Source organism: Paenibacillus camerounensis, from assembly GCF_000723885.1.
In the GTDB taxonomy this organism is placed as follows: domain Bacteria; phylum Bacillota; class Bacilli; order Paenibacillales; family Paenibacillaceae; genus Paenibacillus_AQ; species Paenibacillus_AQ camerounensis.
Genome location: NZ_CCDG010000058.1, coordinates 18,636 through 34,884, shown reverse-complemented (window position 1 = coordinate 34,884; position 16,249 = coordinate 18,636). Strand labels below are relative to the sequence as shown.

At 51.4% G+C, this 16,249-nt stretch carries 17 protein-coding genes and 2 riboswitches; of the genes, 6 read left to right on the top strand and 11 right to left on the bottom strand.

Translation table 11 applies throughout. The features are described 5' to 3' along the window. Window positions 1-35 precede the first annotated feature (35 nt). Complete coding sequence (locus tag BN3772_RS21360; RefSeq protein ID WP_042202089.1) at window positions 36-737, top strand: pseudouridine synthase; 702 nt, start codon at window positions 36-38, stop codon at window positions 735-737. A 68-nt stretch (window positions 738-805) separates the two neighbouring features. Here BN3772_RS21360 and motB read toward each other — a convergent pair whose 3' ends face one another. Beyond that, window positions 806-1,618, bottom strand: a complete 813-nt coding sequence (motB, locus tag BN3772_RS21355; RefSeq protein ID WP_042202088.1) for a flagellar motor protein MotB — start codon at window positions 1,616-1,618, stop codon at window positions 806-808. Continuing rightward, complete coding sequence (gene motA / locus BN3772_RS21350) at window positions 1,602-2,399, bottom strand: flagellar motor stator protein MotA (protein WP_042202086.1); 798 nt, start codon at window positions 2,397-2,399, stop codon at window positions 1,602-1,604. The genes motB and motA overlap by 17 nt, the downstream gene beginning before the upstream one ends. 202 nt (window positions 2,400-2,601) lie before the next feature. Between motA and BN3772_RS21345 the strand changes: the two genes are divergently transcribed. Both BN3772_RS21345 and BN3772_RS21340 read left to right on the top strand, forming a co-directional pair. Next, a complete protein-coding gene (locus tag BN3772_RS21345; protein ID WP_039868947.1) occupies window positions 2,602-2,895 on the top strand; it encodes a hypothetical protein in 294 nt (97 codons plus the stop codon). Between the two features lie 237 nt (window positions 2,896-3,132). Then, window positions 3,133-3,420 carry a 4a-hydroxytetrahydrobiopterin dehydratase gene (locus BN3772_RS21340; protein ID WP_042202085.1) on the top strand — a complete coding sequence of 96 codons (288 nt, stop codon included), beginning with the start codon at window positions 3,133-3,135 and terminating at the stop codon, window positions 3,418-3,420. 94 nt (window positions 3,421-3,514) lie between these two features. On the opposite strand, the gene BN3772_RS21335 is transcribed toward BN3772_RS21340, so the two are convergent. The 6 genes from BN3772_RS21335 to BN3772_RS21310 form a co-directional block, all read right to left on the bottom strand. Continuing rightward, window positions 3,515-3,871, bottom strand: coding sequence for a c-type cytochrome (locus BN3772_RS21335; protein WP_042202114.1), 357 nt, complete (start codon window positions 3,869-3,871; stop codon window positions 3,515-3,517). Window positions 3,872-3,998: 127 nt separating this feature from the next. Beyond that, window positions 3,999-4,484 (bottom strand): GNAT family N-acetyltransferase, encoded by a 486-nt coding sequence (locus BN3772_RS21330; protein ID WP_042202083.1) that lies wholly within the window; start codon window positions 4,482-4,484, stop codon window positions 3,999-4,001. Between the two features lie 265 nt (window positions 4,485-4,749). Then, on the bottom strand, window positions 4,750-5,241 hold the full coding sequence (locus BN3772_RS21325) for a C40 family peptidase (protein WP_042202082.1): 492 nt from the start codon (window positions 5,239-5,241) through the stop codon (window positions 4,750-4,752). Between the two features lie 5 nt (window positions 5,242-5,246). After that, window positions 5,247-5,391: riboswitch (cyclic di-AMP (ydaO/yuaA leader) on the bottom strand. A gap of 380 nt (window positions 5,392-5,771) precedes the next feature. After that, window positions 5,772-6,200, bottom strand: coding sequence for a C40 family peptidase (locus tag BN3772_RS21320; protein ID WP_042202110.1), 429 nt, complete (start codon window positions 6,198-6,200; stop codon window positions 5,772-5,774). A gap of 72 nt (window positions 6,201-6,272) precedes the next feature. Continuing rightward, a riboswitch (cyclic di-AMP (ydaO/yuaA leader) is annotated at window positions 6,273-6,411 on the bottom strand. A 223-nt stretch (window positions 6,412-6,634) separates the two neighbouring features. After that, window positions 6,635-7,465 (bottom strand): hypothetical protein, encoded by an 831-nt coding sequence (locus BN3772_RS21315; RefSeq protein ID WP_052380631.1) that lies wholly within the window; start codon window positions 7,463-7,465, stop codon window positions 6,635-6,637. Window positions 7,466-7,476: 11 nt separating this feature from the next. Further along, on the bottom strand, window positions 7,477-9,492 hold the full coding sequence (locus tag BN3772_RS21310) for a M1 family metallopeptidase (protein ID WP_042202080.1): 2,016 nt from the start codon (window positions 9,490-9,492) through the stop codon (window positions 7,477-7,479). Window positions 9,493-9,650: 158 nt separating this feature from the next. Between BN3772_RS21310 and BN3772_RS21305 the strand changes: the two genes are divergently transcribed. Further along, window positions 9,651-10,157: a YwhD family protein gene (locus BN3772_RS21305; RefSeq protein ID WP_042202077.1), complete on the top strand. Its 507-nt coding sequence runs from the start codon at window positions 9,651-9,653 to the stop codon at window positions 10,155-10,157. A 103-nt stretch (window positions 10,158-10,260) separates the two neighbouring features. Here BN3772_RS21305 and BN3772_RS21300 read toward each other — a convergent pair whose 3' ends face one another. The 3 genes from BN3772_RS21300 to BN3772_RS21290 form a co-directional block, all read right to left on the bottom strand. Next, window positions 10,261-10,728, bottom strand: a complete 468-nt coding sequence (locus BN3772_RS21300; protein ID WP_042202074.1) for an AbrB/MazE/SpoVT family DNA-binding domain-containing protein — start codon at window positions 10,726-10,728, stop codon at window positions 10,261-10,263. A 228-nt stretch (window positions 10,729-10,956) separates the two neighbouring features. Continuing rightward, a complete protein-coding gene (locus BN3772_RS21295; RefSeq protein WP_042202073.1) occupies window positions 10,957-11,625 on the bottom strand; it encodes a DNA-3-methyladenine glycosylase in 669 nt (222 codons plus the stop codon). A gap of 86 nt (window positions 11,626-11,711) precedes the next feature. Continuing rightward, the gene (locus tag BN3772_RS21290; RefSeq protein ID WP_042202071.1) at window positions 11,712-13,775 is read right to left on the bottom strand and encodes a transglycosylase domain-containing protein; all 2,064 of its coding nucleotides are present in this window, start codon (window positions 13,773-13,775) and stop codon (window positions 11,712-11,714) included. Between the two features lie 237 nt (window positions 13,776-14,012). Here BN3772_RS21290 and BN3772_RS21285 point away from each other — a divergent pair, with 237 nt between their 5' ends. Together BN3772_RS21285 and BN3772_RS21280 are read left to right on the top strand one after the other, a co-directional pair. Then, window positions 14,013-15,179 carry a WD40/YVTN/BNR-like repeat-containing protein gene (locus BN3772_RS21285; protein WP_042202069.1) on the top strand — a complete coding sequence of 389 codons (1,167 nt, stop codon included), beginning with the start codon at window positions 14,013-14,015 and terminating at the stop codon, window positions 15,177-15,179. Between the two features lie 200 nt (window positions 15,180-15,379). Beyond that, window positions 15,380-16,237, top strand: coding sequence for a carbon-nitrogen hydrolase family protein (locus BN3772_RS21280; RefSeq protein ID WP_042202067.1), 858 nt, complete (start codon window positions 15,380-15,382; stop codon window positions 16,235-16,237). Window positions 16,238-16,249: the final 12 nt, after the last annotated feature.

Genomic DNA, 16,249 nt, shown 5'->3' with positions numbered 1-16,249 from the left:
GTAAGGATTGAAAAAAGAACGGAGTGAGGACAGAAATGAGAATTAATAAGTTCATCAGCGAGACAGGCTACTGTTCACGCCGTGAAGCAGACAAGCTGGTAGAGAGCGGAAGAGTTACTATCAACGGACAGACGGCTGTATTAGGCAGCCAGGCTGTTCAGGGAGATCAGGTGCTGATTGATGGCAAGGCGCTTGTAACGGGCAGCCAGGTGGTTTATATCGCCTTAAATAAGCCGGTGGGGATTACCTCAACTACAGAAGCCCATATTCAGGGCAATATTGTTGATTTTATCGGCCATCAGGAGCGGATTTTTCCAATCGGAAGGCTCGATAAGGATTCAGAAGGCTTAATTCTGCTGACTAACGACGGCGATATTGTTAATAGAATCCTGCGGGCTGAAGGCAAGCATGAGAAGGAGTATGTGGTCACTGTAGACAGGCCAATTACTGCATCCTTCCTTACAGGCATGTCCAGCGGGGTGAAAATTCTTGGCGGCAAGACTCTTCCCTGTGAAATAACACGGATATCGGAGCGGGAGTTCCGCATTGTCCTGACCGAAGGCAAGAACCGGCAGATCCGCAGGATGTGCAGTGCCTTTGGTTATGAGGTCAGAAGCCTGCGGCGTATCCGGATTATGAATATTCACCTGGGTGCCCTGAAGACGGGCCAATGGCGGGAGTTGAGTGCACAGGAGAAGCAGGAGCTGGGAGCCATGCTCAGTTATGAGCTGCAATAGCAGTAAATCAAAGAAAGAGCTGTTTTCACGGGTAATCCCGGAAAACAGCTCTTTTGCAGCTCTGTCTATTATGTCGGCGGAGTAACGCTTGTTGTTTCAGCTGAATCTGTGTACTTCCGCAGGATCGAGACTTCTACACGGCGGTTTTTGGCCCGTCCGGCAGCAGTTGCATTATCAGCTATCGGATGGTATTCACCGTAACCGATCGGGCTGAACTTAACCGGATCCAGATTCGGATTCAGCAGCAGGATTTTCATGAAATGCAGGGCACGGTCTACGCTGAGGTCCCAGTTGGATGAATAGTTACTGTTGGAAATCGGAATGTTGTCGGTATGTCCCTGAACCAGCACGTTGTAATCCGGGAATTGCTGCAGCATACTGGAAATCGATTTGGCCAGCTGCCGGGATTCATCCTTAACCACAGCCTGTCCTGAGGCGAACAGGGCGTTATCGCTGATTGTAATCATTAGCTGTGACTGGTTCAGCTTGGTGCTCAGCAGGTCAGTAAGCCCGTTCTTCTCAATATACTGGTCAAACTGCTTCTTGAGCTTCTCAAGGTCCTGCTGCTCCTGCTTACGCAGCTTGGCAATCTCGGACTCTCCGGTGTTCGGGGCGACAACATTGTCCATCTTATCATTCTTACCCTGATCCAGCTGGGACTCGGTAGGAGTAGCTGAACGCTGGTCCAATATACCTGTTCCGCCGTTCAGGGCGGAGCTGAATGCCTGACTCATCTCTTCAAACTTCTTGGCATCAGTAGCACTCATTGCATACATAACAAGGAACAAAGCAACCAGCAGAGTCATCAAGTCGGAATAAGGCAACAGCCAGGATTCGTCGGCATGTTCCTCATGTTCCTCATGCCTAGTCTTTTTGCTCACTAGCGCCGCCCTCCTTATTTAACTTGGCACGTTCTGTTGGTGTAAGGAAGACAGAGAGCTTTTGGTTAATTGCAATGGTTGAAACTCCTGACTGGATGGAGAGCAGCCCCTCGACCATCATCAGCCGGATCTGAATTTCCTTTTTGGAGATACGTTTAAGCTTGTTGGACATGGGATGCCACATTACATAACCGGTAAAGATACCGAGCAGCGTAGCAATAAACGCGCCTGCAATCGCATGGGCAAGCACATCCATGTCACTCATATCCGCAAGGGCGGCAATCAGACCGACAACGGCCCCGAGCACCCCGAGTGTAGGAGCATACATCCCTGCCTGGGAAAAGATCAGTGCACCCGCTTTATGTCTGTCTTCCGTAGCATGAATATCTTCCATTAATACATCGCGGACAAATTCCTGATCGTTGCCGTCGATGATCATCCGCATGCCGTTTCTCAAAAAATCGTCTTCAATCTCATCGACCTTTGATTCCAGCGCGAGCAGTCCTTCGCGGCGGGTAATGGATGCCCATTCCATGAAAGTGGTGATCAGCTCTGATTTCTGCACCATTTTTTGCTGAATGAAGAGCAGCTTGAACAATTTAGGAATATTCTTAATATCAGACATTGGGAAGGCCATAAATACAGACGCTGCTGTACCGAGAAAAATGATGACATAAGCTGCGGGGTTATTTAAGCTTGAGAGCGGAGCGTGCTTGAGCACCATGCCCCAGAGAACTGCAACCAGACCAAAGACTAAACCGAGTATTGTTGATAATTCCATTATGCACCTCGTCCATGAGAATTAAGAAGTGATCCGTTATATCCGCATATATCATCCTTGAACAGCGGTGGGACACCCTGTACTGCTATAAATCGTATATTCTTATTTATCGACAGCATTCCCTTTTTTGTGAAGTCATTTTTTCGGCTATAATAGATAGGGTAAGTTATTATTCATCTGTGGAGAAAACGGAGTGATAGACGTGGGTGTTAAGCATGGCAGAGATTACAGTGAGATCCTGAACGAGCTGACGGAGGCCGTTAGCCGGATTTCAGACAGTTATGTATTTTTTGAAATGGAGCCGGACGAGTGGCAGGAGCTGCCGCAGGAATCGAAGCTGGAGGTCTGGGAAGCGCTCGCAGAGGATTTGTTCTACGGGCTTGGCAATGAGCCTGTGATTCACGTGGGCAGCGGAGTTGTCATCTACGACAAGGAGACGCACCGGATCAACATTCTGCTCGGCGAACAGGACCTGGCTTCGGTCGTTTTGGTCTAAAAGTGCTGCAGCCAAGGGAGGCCGGTTTGCCCGCCTCCTTGCGCACGTGGTAAAATTGATGCGACGAGTGCTATTTGCCGGGAATTCAGAATACATTAAACCGAAAAAAAGCCTTCATCCTGGCGCATCCCTTGGACTTTCAGAAGCTGAGGGATGTTTTGTTTAAGGCTTATGGAGAACAGGTAAAGAACTGAGGCATACGGACTTTACTGCTAATTAAGTAAGGGAGGAAGCAAATTGCAATTATCAGTGGAAGAGCTGCATGAACAGATAGGTAAGCTGGAGGGCTGGAAGCTGGAGCAGGAGACTCTGGTGCGCAAGTACATGTTTAGTGAATTTATGAAGGGTATTGCTTTTGTGGACGAGGTAGCAGCCATATCGGAAGCCTTTGACCATCATCCGCATATCACCATTGACTACAAAACCGTCATCCTGCGCTTATCGGCAAAAGAAGAGAACGGCCTTGCGGCCCTTGACATCCGCCAGGCTAATGAATTCAATGAAGCCTTTGACAAAACACGTTAGGACACGGTCTTAATATAACGGCTACGCCAAAAATGCCCGTATGAGGACCGGTTGGAGTCCTTATACGGGCATTCTAAATGAATACGGGTAATTTTTACTTTTTCTCTGCAAGCCACAAGGCAATATTGGCAATCTCCTCCGGGGCCAGCTTATCCTTAAAGGACGGCATTTGCCCGCGGCCCTTAGAGACGATACTGTATATGCCCTCGGCGTCCCGCTCATTTCCTTCATGCTGCAGGCTTGGGCCGGCACCGCCCTGAAGCTGATCACCGTGGCAGGAAATACAATTGGCTTTGACCACGGCTTCCGCACCAGCGGCATCCAGGGTTACCTGAGGCATTACAGGCTTATTCTCTTCCGCGACCTCTTCTTTACCGGGCAATGTGAACAAGAGTACTACTGCAAAGGCGCAGGCGGCAAAAAACAATCCGCTCATGATCCATTTCTGCATCTTCATCCGTCCCCTCCATGTAAGCTGCTTCCTTCATTATACAGAATGGTAAAGCGTTATCATAGAGTTTGTGTCAAAAAAATGAACAAAATCCGCATTTGCAGACTACATAACGGAAGGTCCGCTGTCATTGATTATAGACCATGCAATAAAAGGGCTTATCCCCGGTGGGAGTGCGGCGTTCATATGTATCGGTGATCGTAAAGCCGCATTTCTGATAAGTTCGTATAGCACGCTGATTCCAGGTCAGCACCTCCAGATCAATCTCACGGTCGGGGAATCTGCTGAGGGCAGCCTGCACGATTACTTTCATAAAAGAATGACCCATACCATGTCCGCACAGCTCGGGACGCATGCCTATACCGAGCCGGACCACGCCTTCCATCGGGAACAGCTGCGCAAAGCCGCAGAGGCTGCCTGTCTTGTCTACAACGGATACATATTGCTCACTGCGTAGTACCGGGTCACCGAATTCAATACCGAGCGCCTGCATTTGCTCCCAGGGCAGCCAGCCGTAAATGTTATAGGGCGGCCTGTAATCCCAGGTACAGATATCCTCAGCATGGCTGGTGTCCATCGGCACAACGTGAAATGTAATAGGGGAACTGCTCATAAGGCCACAGGCCTCCTTCCAATGCTGCAATTTGCTATATGCGTATATTTAATTATATACAAAAGAGGGCGTGTTCAACTCAGAAATTTGCCGCAGGCAGCAGAAACTTGACAAACCGCCGAAAATATTTTATGAAAACGCAGAAAAATGGGTTTTAGGCTGTTTTATGCATGAGGGAAGGGGTAAGTAATTTTATAGACAAAAAAAACAGGAGCCCTCCAAGATTTCGGCAAAAATCCTGGAAAAGCGCCTGTCTTATCGTTACTTATTGAACATCATCGTTATCTTGGGCATCACTTGCAACTGCATGGTAAGCATCTGTGCTCATGATCCGTTTGGCGCCAACGTAGCGGTTGACGTAGTAGTTGTCACTCAGCGAGCTGATGGTTACGCCCTTTGAGCTTGAAGCATGTGCGAATTTGCCGTCACCGACATAAATGCCGACATGGGATACGCCGCGGCCGCTTGTATTAAAGAATACAAGATCGCCTTCCCGCAGATTATCACGGGAAATCGCAGTACCCATCTGGTATTGGGAGCCGGATTGATGCGGCAGGTTAATGCCGATCTTATCAAACACGTACATTGTGAAACCGGAGCAATCAAAGCCGTTAGTCGATACTCCGCCGGAAACATATTTGGTTCCGATGGCTTTATCGATGACTTTATCCATTTTGGAATCGGCGAAAGCGCTTCCTGCTCCAATGGTTAGCATAATAGAAAAACTGAGTAGTGCGGCGGCTAACTTCTTCTTCAAAAGTAAATACCCCTTCCAAATGCCTACGAGGTTAGCTTAAGGGTTCGGTTGAAGGTCCCCTATGACCCCTCTGTGAATAGGAGGTCAATTCACCCAAAATCGGTTCCCCCGTTTCCCTTATTTCGTAAGGGAACTCGGCACGACTGTTGATTAGGATTAGCTTGCAGAACATTATGACAAAACGTTTGTAAAACCCGGTTGAATAATTACAAAAATGTTACTAAAATCTCACTGCGATAATTGTAACAAAGACAGAGGCCGTTGGCAATCACTTAAAACATATTAGTGCATAATATTTACGTTATTTAAGAGAAAAAACTGCATATAAAGACTCAAATTTACGTGCAAAGTAAGCTTTTTTCTGAAAAAATGTGGAATTTTTAGTAAGAAGGGTGTTTCAGCACGCTTTGAAGTGTGTAAAAGGTATAATAAGGAAAAAAAGAAGCAACCCGGAGATGATTACGGCAATAATCACGTCCGGGCTGATATAATTTACAATTATGTGTCAGAGGTTATATGTGAGGGGAAGTTCAATCGTAAGCGACAGCCTGGTAAGCTGTTGTGCTCATTACGCGTTTAGCGCCAACGTAGCGGTTGGCCCAGTAAGCCTGACTCAGCGAACTGATGGTTACACCCTTTGAGCTTGAGGATTGTGCGAATTTACCGTCACCGACATAAATACCTACATGGGAGACTCCGTTACCCAGCGTATTGAAGAAGACAAGATCGCCGGCACGCAGATTGCTTTTAGAAACGGGCGTTCCTACACTATACTGCGCTTTAGAGGTGCGGGGCAGGGTGAGGCCGACGTTTTTAAATACGTATTTGGTAAAACCTGAACAATCGAAGCCGGAAGTGCTTGTACCTCCCGATTTGTACGAAACTCCGATGGTTTTGGAGATAACGGCGTCCATTTTGGAATCAGCTGACACGCTTGTAGCGCCCATAGTGAATACCATCACAAGACCCAGTGCTGCTGCGGTGCATTTCTTTTTGAGATGTGTACGAAATGATGTGTGACTTTTCAAAAGATGTACTCCTTCCAAGGCCTGCGAGGTTAGCTTAAGGATTCGGTAGAAGGTTCCCCTATGACCCCTCTAAAGCGAGATCAATTCACCCAAAATATGGTTCCCCCACTTCCCGGTGCTGGGAATTTGGCGTTTTATGCACCAGAACAGTGACTGTTAAATAACAATGTTGAAGTGTATAAGGTACATACAGTTAGTCGATTTAGTTTCAAAAGATTACAAAGTTGTTACCAGCGGTACAGGCATCATTGTATCAAAGGTTTTAATGTTTTGCAAATGCACTGTAAATTTATCGCTACGGACAAAAGAGCCACACCCCTGAATCAGGGGCAGTGACTCTTTTAATATGCCGTTTTGGCGGAAAATTATTGTGGAAATGTTTTACTGCTCCACAGATGGTATTGGGCGGCGATTCCCCACATTTTGAACAAGGTGGACGGGAGCGGTGATAGCTGGCGGAAGAGCAGCGCAGGCAGGCCGGGATAGAATAGTGCAGTTACAGCGCACAGCAGCCACGTCACCAGTCCTCCCGCACCAAGCACGATTGAAGCCCCGGTAGAAGGGGCAAGCAGTCTTAGGTATGCCAGCAGCCCGGAGAACATGCCTGTTCCTGCGGTATAACCGAATTGCATGTAGAGCAGCGCCGTACGGATGATATACAGGTAGAGCATCCAGGCCAGCAGATAGGGGAGGAGTCTCAGCAGCAGCTTATAATCCAGCAGCCCGCCTAACAGCAGTGAATACAGCTTGGGCAGCAGCCAATAAAGCGGGAGCGCAGAGAGCAGCCATTCAGCCAGGCTGAAGACAAATACCGGAAGCCCGTAAGTCTTCATTCCCGGGAAAAAGAACAGGCCGCGTTCACCTTTACGTTCCTGATGCAGCTCATGCAGCAGGCCGGCGCGGATCAAAGGGGAGACCAGCAGCCGCAGCAGAGCCAGAGCCAGCAGGAGCCAGAGCCAGCGCTGAACTGCAGGATCTCCGCTTAGTGCAGCCTGGCCCTCGATATAATACAGCAGTCTGCCTAGAGCGCTGCCCCCGGCATGTGTGTCGGGATAACGCAGGAGCATGGGAATAACGGCAGACCTGACAAACCTGTACAAAAAATAGCCCCAGAGCAGCCGGTAGATAAACAGCAGAATCAGAATATAAAATTGCTCCTTCATGCTGATCCAGCTGCGGGAAATTGCTCTTTTCACTATCCTTCACCTCACCAGACTAGAGTTCCGAGCAGAGTTTCAAGCAGTTTGGTTACACTTAGCGTCCAGCGCGAAAGTGTCTTCGGCGCAAGCTCAGCCAGCATGAAATTGTTAAGGTGCTTACTCTCAAGAAGTATGGAGTGCCCGGGATCGATATCCACCGAGGCAAGCGGAGCTTTATAGGACAGCTGAAAGGCAGTGGTTTTCTGCTCCCCGTTCCAGAACTGCTGTACGGAATAACCGTCCGAGAAGGTGAACTTAACCGGAACATCGGCATAGCTGCTGCCTTTATTGCTTATCTCCACCGTAGCTTCATAAAGGGCTTCCTCGTTATTAGTCTTATTTTTAGCAGGGCCGGTAGTGATGAGATCTACAGAGAAGTCAGGTGCTCCGCCGCTGTATACATACTTGTCAAAATAGTCCTGCCACGACTGCTTGGTTACTTTTTCAACAACCTTCTGAAAATCAGCAGTGGCGGGATGCTTGAATCTGTACTTACGGGCGTATGAGAGCATGATGGCATCCATGGTTTTGGTTCCGACCTGCTGCTCGATATCCTTCAGCACCAGCTTGCCGCGGATATATACATTGCGGGTATAGCCTTCAGCGGCCGTATATTTCCAGGTTTCCAGATTGAGCGGCTGAGGAGCAGATACCAGACTGGCCTGCAGGCTGTTGCTGGAGCTTATTCCGTATTCCTGCTCCATCAGCCGGTCCTCCGCATAGGACGTGAAGCTTTCATCGAGCCATGCCTCTTCAAATTCATTGTTTGCTACCATTCCGTAGAAGTACTGGTGACCGATCTCATGAATGACAGTACGCTCAAGCGACATACCCGGAGAGCTTTCGGCTGCGCCGAAGGCCGTGATCAGCGTAGGATACTCCATACCTCCTGCACCGTTGCCTTCACGGGGAGGGACCACGATTGACAGGGTGGAATATGGATACGGCCCATACCATTTGCTGAATGCGGTAAGCGCAGCCTTGGCGGCCTGGAAATACCGTTCCTGCAGATCCTTGTGCAGCGGGTCCAGGTAGAGCTTGATCCGTACACCGGGAACATTAGGCGCGGAGAAGGCCTCCTCGGCAACGACAAAATCAGGGGAGGCTGCCCAGGCAAAGTCATGGACATCATCGGCGTAGAACTGATAGATTTTCCTGTCCTGCTTGATCTGGGCACTTTTCACCGGAAAACCCGTAGCACCGACGATATAGCCTTCGGGAACAGAAATGGTTACATTGTAGATGCCGAAATCGCTGTAAAACTCTGAAGTGCCGTGATACTGGTGAAGATTCCAGCCCTCCTCCTTAACGCCTCTGGTTCCTTCAGGCTCATATACGCTCAGCTTGGGAAACCACTGCCCGGCCATTACAAAATTCCCGGCAGTCCCCATACGGGCGAATATTTTAGGCAGCTTGACCTCAAACTGGATCTTGAGTGTCACACTCTCGCCGCCGTTCACCGGCTGCGGCAGATGCACCTTTACAAGAGTCTGGTCATGAACATTTCCGTCATCAGGCTGCACATACTGCATGCGCTGCATAAGGGATACCCCGTCAGCAGTCCGCAGGTCAGTTATCGTCATGCTGCCGAATCCGTCCTCCGGCATCGCATCTCCGCGCAGCTCGCCGCCGGATTCCTTCATAAATGTTGTTTTTTCAGAAGCGAAAGCGTTGGGATAGAGATGAAAATAGAGCTCTTGTACAGGCTTCCTGCCGGGATGAGTCCAGGTGAGCGTCTCAGCAGCCTCCAGAGTCCGGGCATCTGTATCCAGCCGTACATTGATATGATACTCGGTTATCCGCTGGCTTAAGGCTTCAGAGACCGGAACAGGCTGGCTCTCGGGAAGATCAGGCTGCACCGCCTTAGCCTGAGACACGGCGGAGGGGGACTTGGCCTCTTTTGGGGCAGCGGCAGTCCGGGCGGCAGGGCTGTGCCCGCTCAGGAGCCAAAGGGAGCCTCCCAGCAGGATGAGGGCGGCCAGGGCCGCAGAGATGATCATGAACCTTAATAACAGTGGCTTCATACTGTGATTCCTCCCGTGACAAGCATCTACGGGATGTATATGTTTGCAATCGCCGCATTATTAGCTAAAATTAAATTATTGTAGAACGTGAACTTGAGAATGTTGGTTTTGGCATTCTCAAGTTCATCTTGAATAGTAAAAGGGAAGGATGTGCACTTGTGGATAACGTACAACCGGAGGGCAAAAAGCAGATTGCCTTGAATATTGTCAACGCAAAAAGCAAGCATAAAGGCTTTGGAGCCGGCTCCATTGATCTTAACAATGTATCGCCGGTCATTATCGACGGCGGTGAAGCCGTTATCGACATTGGTGCCATGCATGCCAAAAGCAAGGTGGAAAAGGGCATTAAATTCTCGATGAACCGTGATGAGGTACCGGACGGAAGACAGGTCTGGGTAGTCTGGGTTGCTGTTGACCGTACACCTGAGGGACAACTTTACGGTGGTATTACCGCCTGTGAAATGTGGATTGACTCCGCAGCGCGCCGGGGCTGGAAAATTCTTGCCGATCATGTGAACAAGCTGGATGCTGCCCTAAAGCGCAAGATTATTCTGGAGGGCCTGGGAGCGGCAGAGAAGGCTGCGCTGAAATCGCTGCTGATCTCGCACAATGCCGACTGGTGGGCCGCTACCTCCGATGAGCTTAAGGATGCTCTGGGAGAATAGCAGCGAAAGGTGACAACGGACAAAAGGGCTTGAACCTTCAGAGGAAGAAGGTTCAAGCCCTTATTATATTTCATGAGGGGTCATGGATGTCTGGCAGGTACTTCTATTTCCCGGACGAGCTAAGCTTGCGCTTGAGCTGGCTTACTCTGGCCTGGCTGATGCCAAGCACTTCAGCGAGCTCCTTCTGGTTGGCATAAGGGTGTTCGGCTATTGCCTTCTCCAGCCGCCGGCTCATCTCCTCGGTCTTGGTCCGGCGGCTGCCGGCCGGTTCTGCACTGTCCTCCGCGGGATTCTGCAAAGACTCGCCTGCCTCCGGAATGCGTCCCGGGTCGCCCAGCTCCTTGAGGCATGTGTTGCAGATGAACTGATCTTTATAGTAGGTCACGTGGTCCAGGCTCCGGCAAAATGTGCATTCTGTTGAGGTGTATTTCCGGAGTACAATAATCTCATCATTCAAAATGAAAAATTCGATCGGATCCCCGATGTCGATGTTGCGGGTCATGCGGATTTCTACGGGAACCACAATTCTGCCAAGACTGTCTAAACTCCGGATCATGCCTGTATCCTTCATCTCATGTCCCTCATTTACATCTTCATATTTTTTTGCGGATATATTCGATTATAGCAGTAATTGTAAGTTTAGAGAACGGGGAAGCGCATTCATTTATATGTATATTCTCAGATAATTACATAAGGGAAGCCGCCTGCTCCGGTTATCCGGAGCAGGCGGCTTATTAGGGTTCTATTCTTTTTACCCAAAATACCGGCAGCGAAACAATCAAAGGATGACACTGGAAGGTCAGCTCCATATAAAGGGCTGCTCCATCTTATCTTTAACTGAGACATACGGGCTATTCCGCAGGTAAAAACGCCAGGGCAGCGGGGCATACTCCTCAGCGTAGGGAATATTGATACGCGGGGACTGGACGATATCAAGGGATTCAGGTTCTTCACCCTGCTCCAGCCTCAGCGGGCTGTCCGCACGATCAAGCCTGAGCCCGTTCAGGCGCTTATCGATCTGCAGTGCCCGGCACAGCTTGCCCGGCCCGCCCGAGAGTCCGCGGGGTGTGCTCCCGGCAGTACCGCGGTAACTGCGCATGAAGCCGGCATCGGCAGCGGTCAGAGGCTCAACAGCCCGTATCAGTACAGCATGCGGATCGCCTTCCCCGGCAGTAACAATATTTAGGCAATGATACATACCGTATATCAGATAAATGTAGATTGTTCCGCCCTCGCGAAACATTACATCGGTCCTTGCAGTCCGGCGTCCGCCGAAAGCGTGGCTGCCCTTGTCCTCCGCGCCTCCGTAGCTCTCCGTTTCCACAATGCGGCAGCGGATCTCCCCGTCCTCAGTGCTCCGGACCAGATGCCGGCCAAGGAGGAGCGGCGCTGCCTGCAGAGCCGGAAGGCTGTAAAGCTCAGACCCGATCAGCTGCTTTTTTACGGGTTTGTTCTCGTTATGGTTCATTTCCGTCGGGCACCTTTCCCGGCAAGCGCGGCCTGCCGCTAATGGGCTCATCGTACCCCAGGGCTGTGCTCGCTGCAACAGCAGCCTTAGTTCAGCCACCAGCGCTTGATGTCACTCCACAAGGAATGCTCTTCCTTGGCCGGATCAGCAGGTGACTCTTCAACCGGTGCAGTATCCCCGCCGGTGCTGTGCTCATCACAATATTCTGTCGGCTCTGTACCGCTGATAAAGGTCTCCAGCTCCTTCTCCGGGCAGGCGGCTGTAGCCAGCTTGCCTGACTCCGGATTAATGTAGACACTCACGACTCCGTCAGGAATCGGAAAAATCTTCGGCGGCACATTGGACAGGGCTTTTTCTGTAAACTCTGCAAAAATCGGCGCCGCCCGCCTTCCGTCAGCTGTGGCAATATCGCGGCCCTTATCATACCCGACCCAGACTGCGGTAGACAGCTCGGGCGTAAAGCCGACCATCCAGCCGTCGGTGTCTGTGGTTCCGGTCTTGCCCGCTACAGGGCGCTTGATAATGGAGGCTACACGGTTACCGGTGCCCCCGCTCTCAAAGACACCTTCCATCAGCCGGGTCAGCACATAGGCAGCCGCAGGCTCGACAACCTGCTCCCCTGAAGTCTGCGCGGCTTCGTAGATCAGATTTCCCTTAGAATCAGTAATCTTCAGAATGGCCGTAACCGGCTGTCTGATGCCGCTGCCGCCGATTACGGCGAAGGCGGAGGCCATCTCAAGCGGGCTGACCGGTGACGTGCCGAGTGCAAGAGAAGGAACGCTTTGCAGCGGACTGCCGATACCCAGCTTAGCTGCCATATCTGCGACCTGGTCTGCACCGATTTTCATAATCGTATTTACGGCGTAGATATTGTCGGAAGCGGCAATGGCCTGGCGCATATTAATTTCGCCAAGATACTTGTCGCCGAAGTTTTTAGGCTGGTACGTTTTGCGGTTATTGTCGTAATGGAACAAGGTGGGCTGGCTGTTGAAGACGGACAGGCCGGTCATTGTTTTAGTAGACAGGGCGGTCAGGTACATGATCGGCTTAAAGGATGAACCGGGCTGGCGGGTGGTTGCAAGCGCATGATTGAACTGATTGGCCCGGTAATTCTTGCCCCCGACCATTGCTTTGATATAACCGGTGCGCGGGTCAATTGAGACGAGCGCCGTTTCCAGCTCACTGGCGGAATCCATTCCCTTATCCATTGCCTCCTCGGCTGCCCGCTGCATATCGGGATCAAGCGTGGTGTATACATCCAGTCCGCCCAGCTCCAGCTCATCGCTGCTGATCCCGAGTTTATCGGTGACAAGCCCCCGCACATAATCGCGGAAGTAAGGGGCCAGCACAACGGTATTCTTCTCGCCCTGCGGCTTGAAGCTGAGCACAGTTCTGGCAGCCTCCTCTGCCTGTGCTGCTGTAATATCACCCACCTGGATCATTGAGGATAAAATAATGCCCTGCCGTTTCTTGGCATTGTCCAGGTTAGTGTATGGAGAATAATACGTCGGGCCCTTGGGAATGCCGGCCAGAAGTGCACTTTCTGCAAGGCTCAGGTCTACCGCCGCTTTGCCGAAATACATGCGTGAGGCAGCCTCGATCCCGTAGGCACCGTGGCCGTAATAAATCTCATTTAAATACATGTTTAGAATCTCGTCTTTACTGTATTTCATCTCAAGCTGCATCGTGTAAAGGGCTTCCTTGGCCTTACGTGTCCAGGTTTTTTCATGGGTAAGGTACAGATTACGGGCGAGCTGCTGTGTAAGTGTGCTGGCCCCCTGGGAGCGTTCACCCGTCTCCAGATTGGCCAGCACAGCCCGTGCCATACCCTTTAGATCAAATCCGGTGTGCTCAAAAAATTTGCGGTCCTCTACGGCCAGAGTAGCCTTGATCAGCTCGGGGGCGATTTTATCCAGCGTAACCGGAGTGCGGCTGCGTCCATCCGTTGTAAAGGTGGCCAGCACATTGCCTCTGGCATCCAGCAGCCGGGAGCGGATATCATCACCGACCGGCGGAAGCGGTTTGTTATACAGGTAGCCAAGCAGTGCTCCGGCAGCGAGCACCAGCAGTATAGTCAGGGCGGCCAGCAGCCGGGCCAGCCGGCGGAGCCGGTGTTTTTTGACTTTCGGGTTAGATAAATCGCGCGGCATGGCTTTGGGCTCCTTGTCCTCGGGAATATGAAACGGCCGGCGCTGGCATTTCAGAAAAGCTTCGGCCGGTTAATTTCATTATGGGATAGGAAGATGGCAGATATTCAGGCCGGGAGCAGAGAGATAACCAAATTGTCTTCTTTTTGTGACCTTCCGGGGGTAGATAGAACTGCGGCCGGAGAGTATAACAGAGTAGTGTTTATACAAAAGGGTATATATATCACAGGAGGTGTCATCATGAATTGGACTAAAAAAGTACACTTAACAGCACTAACGCTTCTCTCAGCCGGACTGCTTACAGTCTCGTCCTGGGGGATGGCTGCTCCGGCGGCACAGGCGGCAGCGCCTGCCGCCGGAGACCACGGGCTGCTGCAGCAGCTGCAGGCCAAGCACCTCGCTGCTGAAGATACGCCGCTCAGCTTCAATGATCTGGCGTTTCTCAGCGCAAATACAGGACGGGCTGCAGGTAAAGGCTTTATGATCGGCACATCGGACGGCGGCGGCCATTTCCAGAAAATATATGAAGGCCAATGGAATTTCCGGCAGATCTCCTTCCCGGACAATGTGCATGGATGGGCGTTAGCATCCGTTCAGGAGCAGAACGGGGTCTACCTTATCGGTACTGCTGACGGCGGATCAACCTGGACAAGAATTTCAGAGTCGCAGGTCGGCTTCGAGCGGATCAGCTTTACAGACAGCAAGCACGGCTTCGGATATGTCCGTGCTTTTACGTATTATACGGAGGACGGGGGGCGGAGCTGGAGCCAAATTAAGACTCCGGCTAACACGCGCGGTGCAGAGTTTACCAGCCGCAATAACGGCTGGGCAGTAGTAGTGGCACCGGGCGAAGGCTACCGGGTTATGAAAACTACGGATGGCGGAGCGACCTGGAAGCTGGCGCTTAAGTCGGCTTTTGCGTACCCTGAATATGGACAGCTTTACGCGAAGGGTGACCAGGTATATGCACTTCTGTACGGAGGCTCAGGCATGTCCCAGACCTCCTATTCCCTGTATGCCAGCGGAGATCAGGGAAAGAGCTGGACACGTGTAATTGCCCAGGAAACTGCCGGCGGCGGGCCGGCACCGGGCAGCGGTTCAGCCCAGCTGAAGAAGGGGCCGGCGTCCGGCAAGCCGGGGAATATGCAGCTGGCCGGCAGCAGCACAGCTTTCCTGGTTGGATTCTCGCCTGCGGGGGAACAGGTAGCTGTCGGCCGTACAGTGAATAGCGGCAAACAGTTTACGAACCTGCCGGCAATCGCCGGATATGAAGGAATCATCTCCTTCCCTGACAGCAAAGCCGGCTGGATGGCTGTCAGAGGCGCCAATACCTCTTCCCTTTATGCCACCAGCGACGGGGGCATGACCTGGACCGAGAAGTTTACCTTTAAAGGAAATGAGCAATAGAAGCCTAATAGGATCATCCTGACAAGTAGAATATAAGGCTGCCTTTCCGCAAGATTTTGCCGATCTTCCGGAAAGGGGCCTTTTTACGTTTCCCCGCCGAGTGTGATTTTGGCTGCCAGTATGATAAAATTTGATTTACTTTAACAGGACCGTGCCGCGTATCTGCGGAGCCTGTGGACAATTGCTAGGAGGAATGCAGAGTGGCCTTTCGCGTATCCGCGGTTCAGTATCATTTGCATACGATTACCTCATTTGAGGAGTTTGCCGCCCGGTGTGAGCATTATATTAAGACCGCTGAGGAATTCAGCACCGACTTTATCCTGTTTCCGGAGTTCCTTACGACTCAGCTGATGTCCATCGGGGACGGACAGGGAAATGCCCTGGGCATTGAAGGCCTGCCGCAGTTTACGGAGCAGTACCGGGAGATGTTCTCCGGCTATGCCAGAAAGTATAATGTCCATATCATCGGAGGCACCCATGTGCTGCGGCGGGAAGGCAAGCTGTATAATGTGGCGCATCTCTTTTATCCTGACGGCAGGATCGCTGAGCAGGCCAAGCTGCATATTACCCCGGCTGAGGTAGAGGGCTGGAATATGGGGGCGGGCGAGGGTCTGGAAGTATTTCAGACGGACAAAGGCACCATCGCTATGCTGACCTGCTACGATATTGAGTTTCCTGAAATTGTGCGGATGGCCCGAGCCAAGGGGGCTGATGTGATTTTTTGTCCTTCCTGCACGGATGACCGCCACGGGTTCCACCGGGTACGCTATACCAGCCATGCGCGTGCAATTGAAAATCAGATTTACGTTGTGCTGACAGGAACCGTCGGGTCGCTGCCGACTGTTGATCTCATGCGTGCGAACTTTGGGCAGGCTGCTGTGATCACACCTAATGATGTTCCCTTTCCGCCAAAAGGGCTGCTGGCCGAAGGAGAGATTAACGATGACATGATCATAACCGCCGATCTGGATCTGGAGCTGCTGTACCGGGTGCGAGAGCGCGGGTCAGTGACCACCTGGCGCGACCGGAGAACGGACCTCTACACAGACTGGACATAAAGGAGTCAGGCA

Excerpts from the sequence above, each read along its gene's own strand:
- BN3772_RS21360 (WP_042202089.1), top strand. The coding sequence starts at position 36 with ATGAGAATTAATAAGTTCATCAGCGAGACAGGCTACTGTTCACGCCGT.
- motA (WP_042202086.1), bottom strand. The coding sequence starts at position 2,399 with ATGGAATTATCAACAATACTCGGTTTAGTCTTTGGTCTGGTTGCAGTT.
- BN3772_RS21335 (WP_042202114.1), bottom strand. The coding sequence starts at position 3,871 with ATGCAGAAATGGATCATGAGCGGATTGTTTTTTGCCGCCTGCGCCTTT.
- BN3772_RS21330 (WP_042202083.1), bottom strand. The coding sequence starts at position 4,484 with ATGAGCAGTTCCCCTATTACATTTCACGTTGTGCCGATGGACACCAGC.
- BN3772_RS21320 (WP_042202110.1), bottom strand. The coding sequence starts at position 6,200 with ATGGTATTCACTATGGGCGCTACAAGCGTGTCAGCTGATTCCAAAATG.
- BN3772_RS21310 (WP_042202080.1), bottom strand. The coding sequence starts at position 9,492 with ATGAAGCCACTGTTATTAAGGTTCATGATCATCTCTGCGGCCCTGGCC.
- BN3772_RS21300 (WP_042202074.1), bottom strand. The coding sequence starts at position 10,728 with ATGAAGGATACAGGCATGATCCGGAGTTTAGACAGTCTTGGCAGAATT.
- BN3772_RS21295 (WP_042202073.1), bottom strand. The coding sequence starts at position 11,625 with ATGAACCATAACGAGAACAAACCCGTAAAAAAGCAGCTGATCGGGTCT.
- BN3772_RS21290 (WP_042202071.1), bottom strand. The coding sequence starts at position 13,775 with ATGCCGCGCGATTTATCTAACCCGAAAGTCAAAAAACACCGGCTCCGC.
- BN3772_RS21285 (WP_042202069.1), top strand. The coding sequence starts at position 14,013 with ATGAATTGGACTAAAAAAGTACACTTAACAGCACTAACGCTTCTCTCA.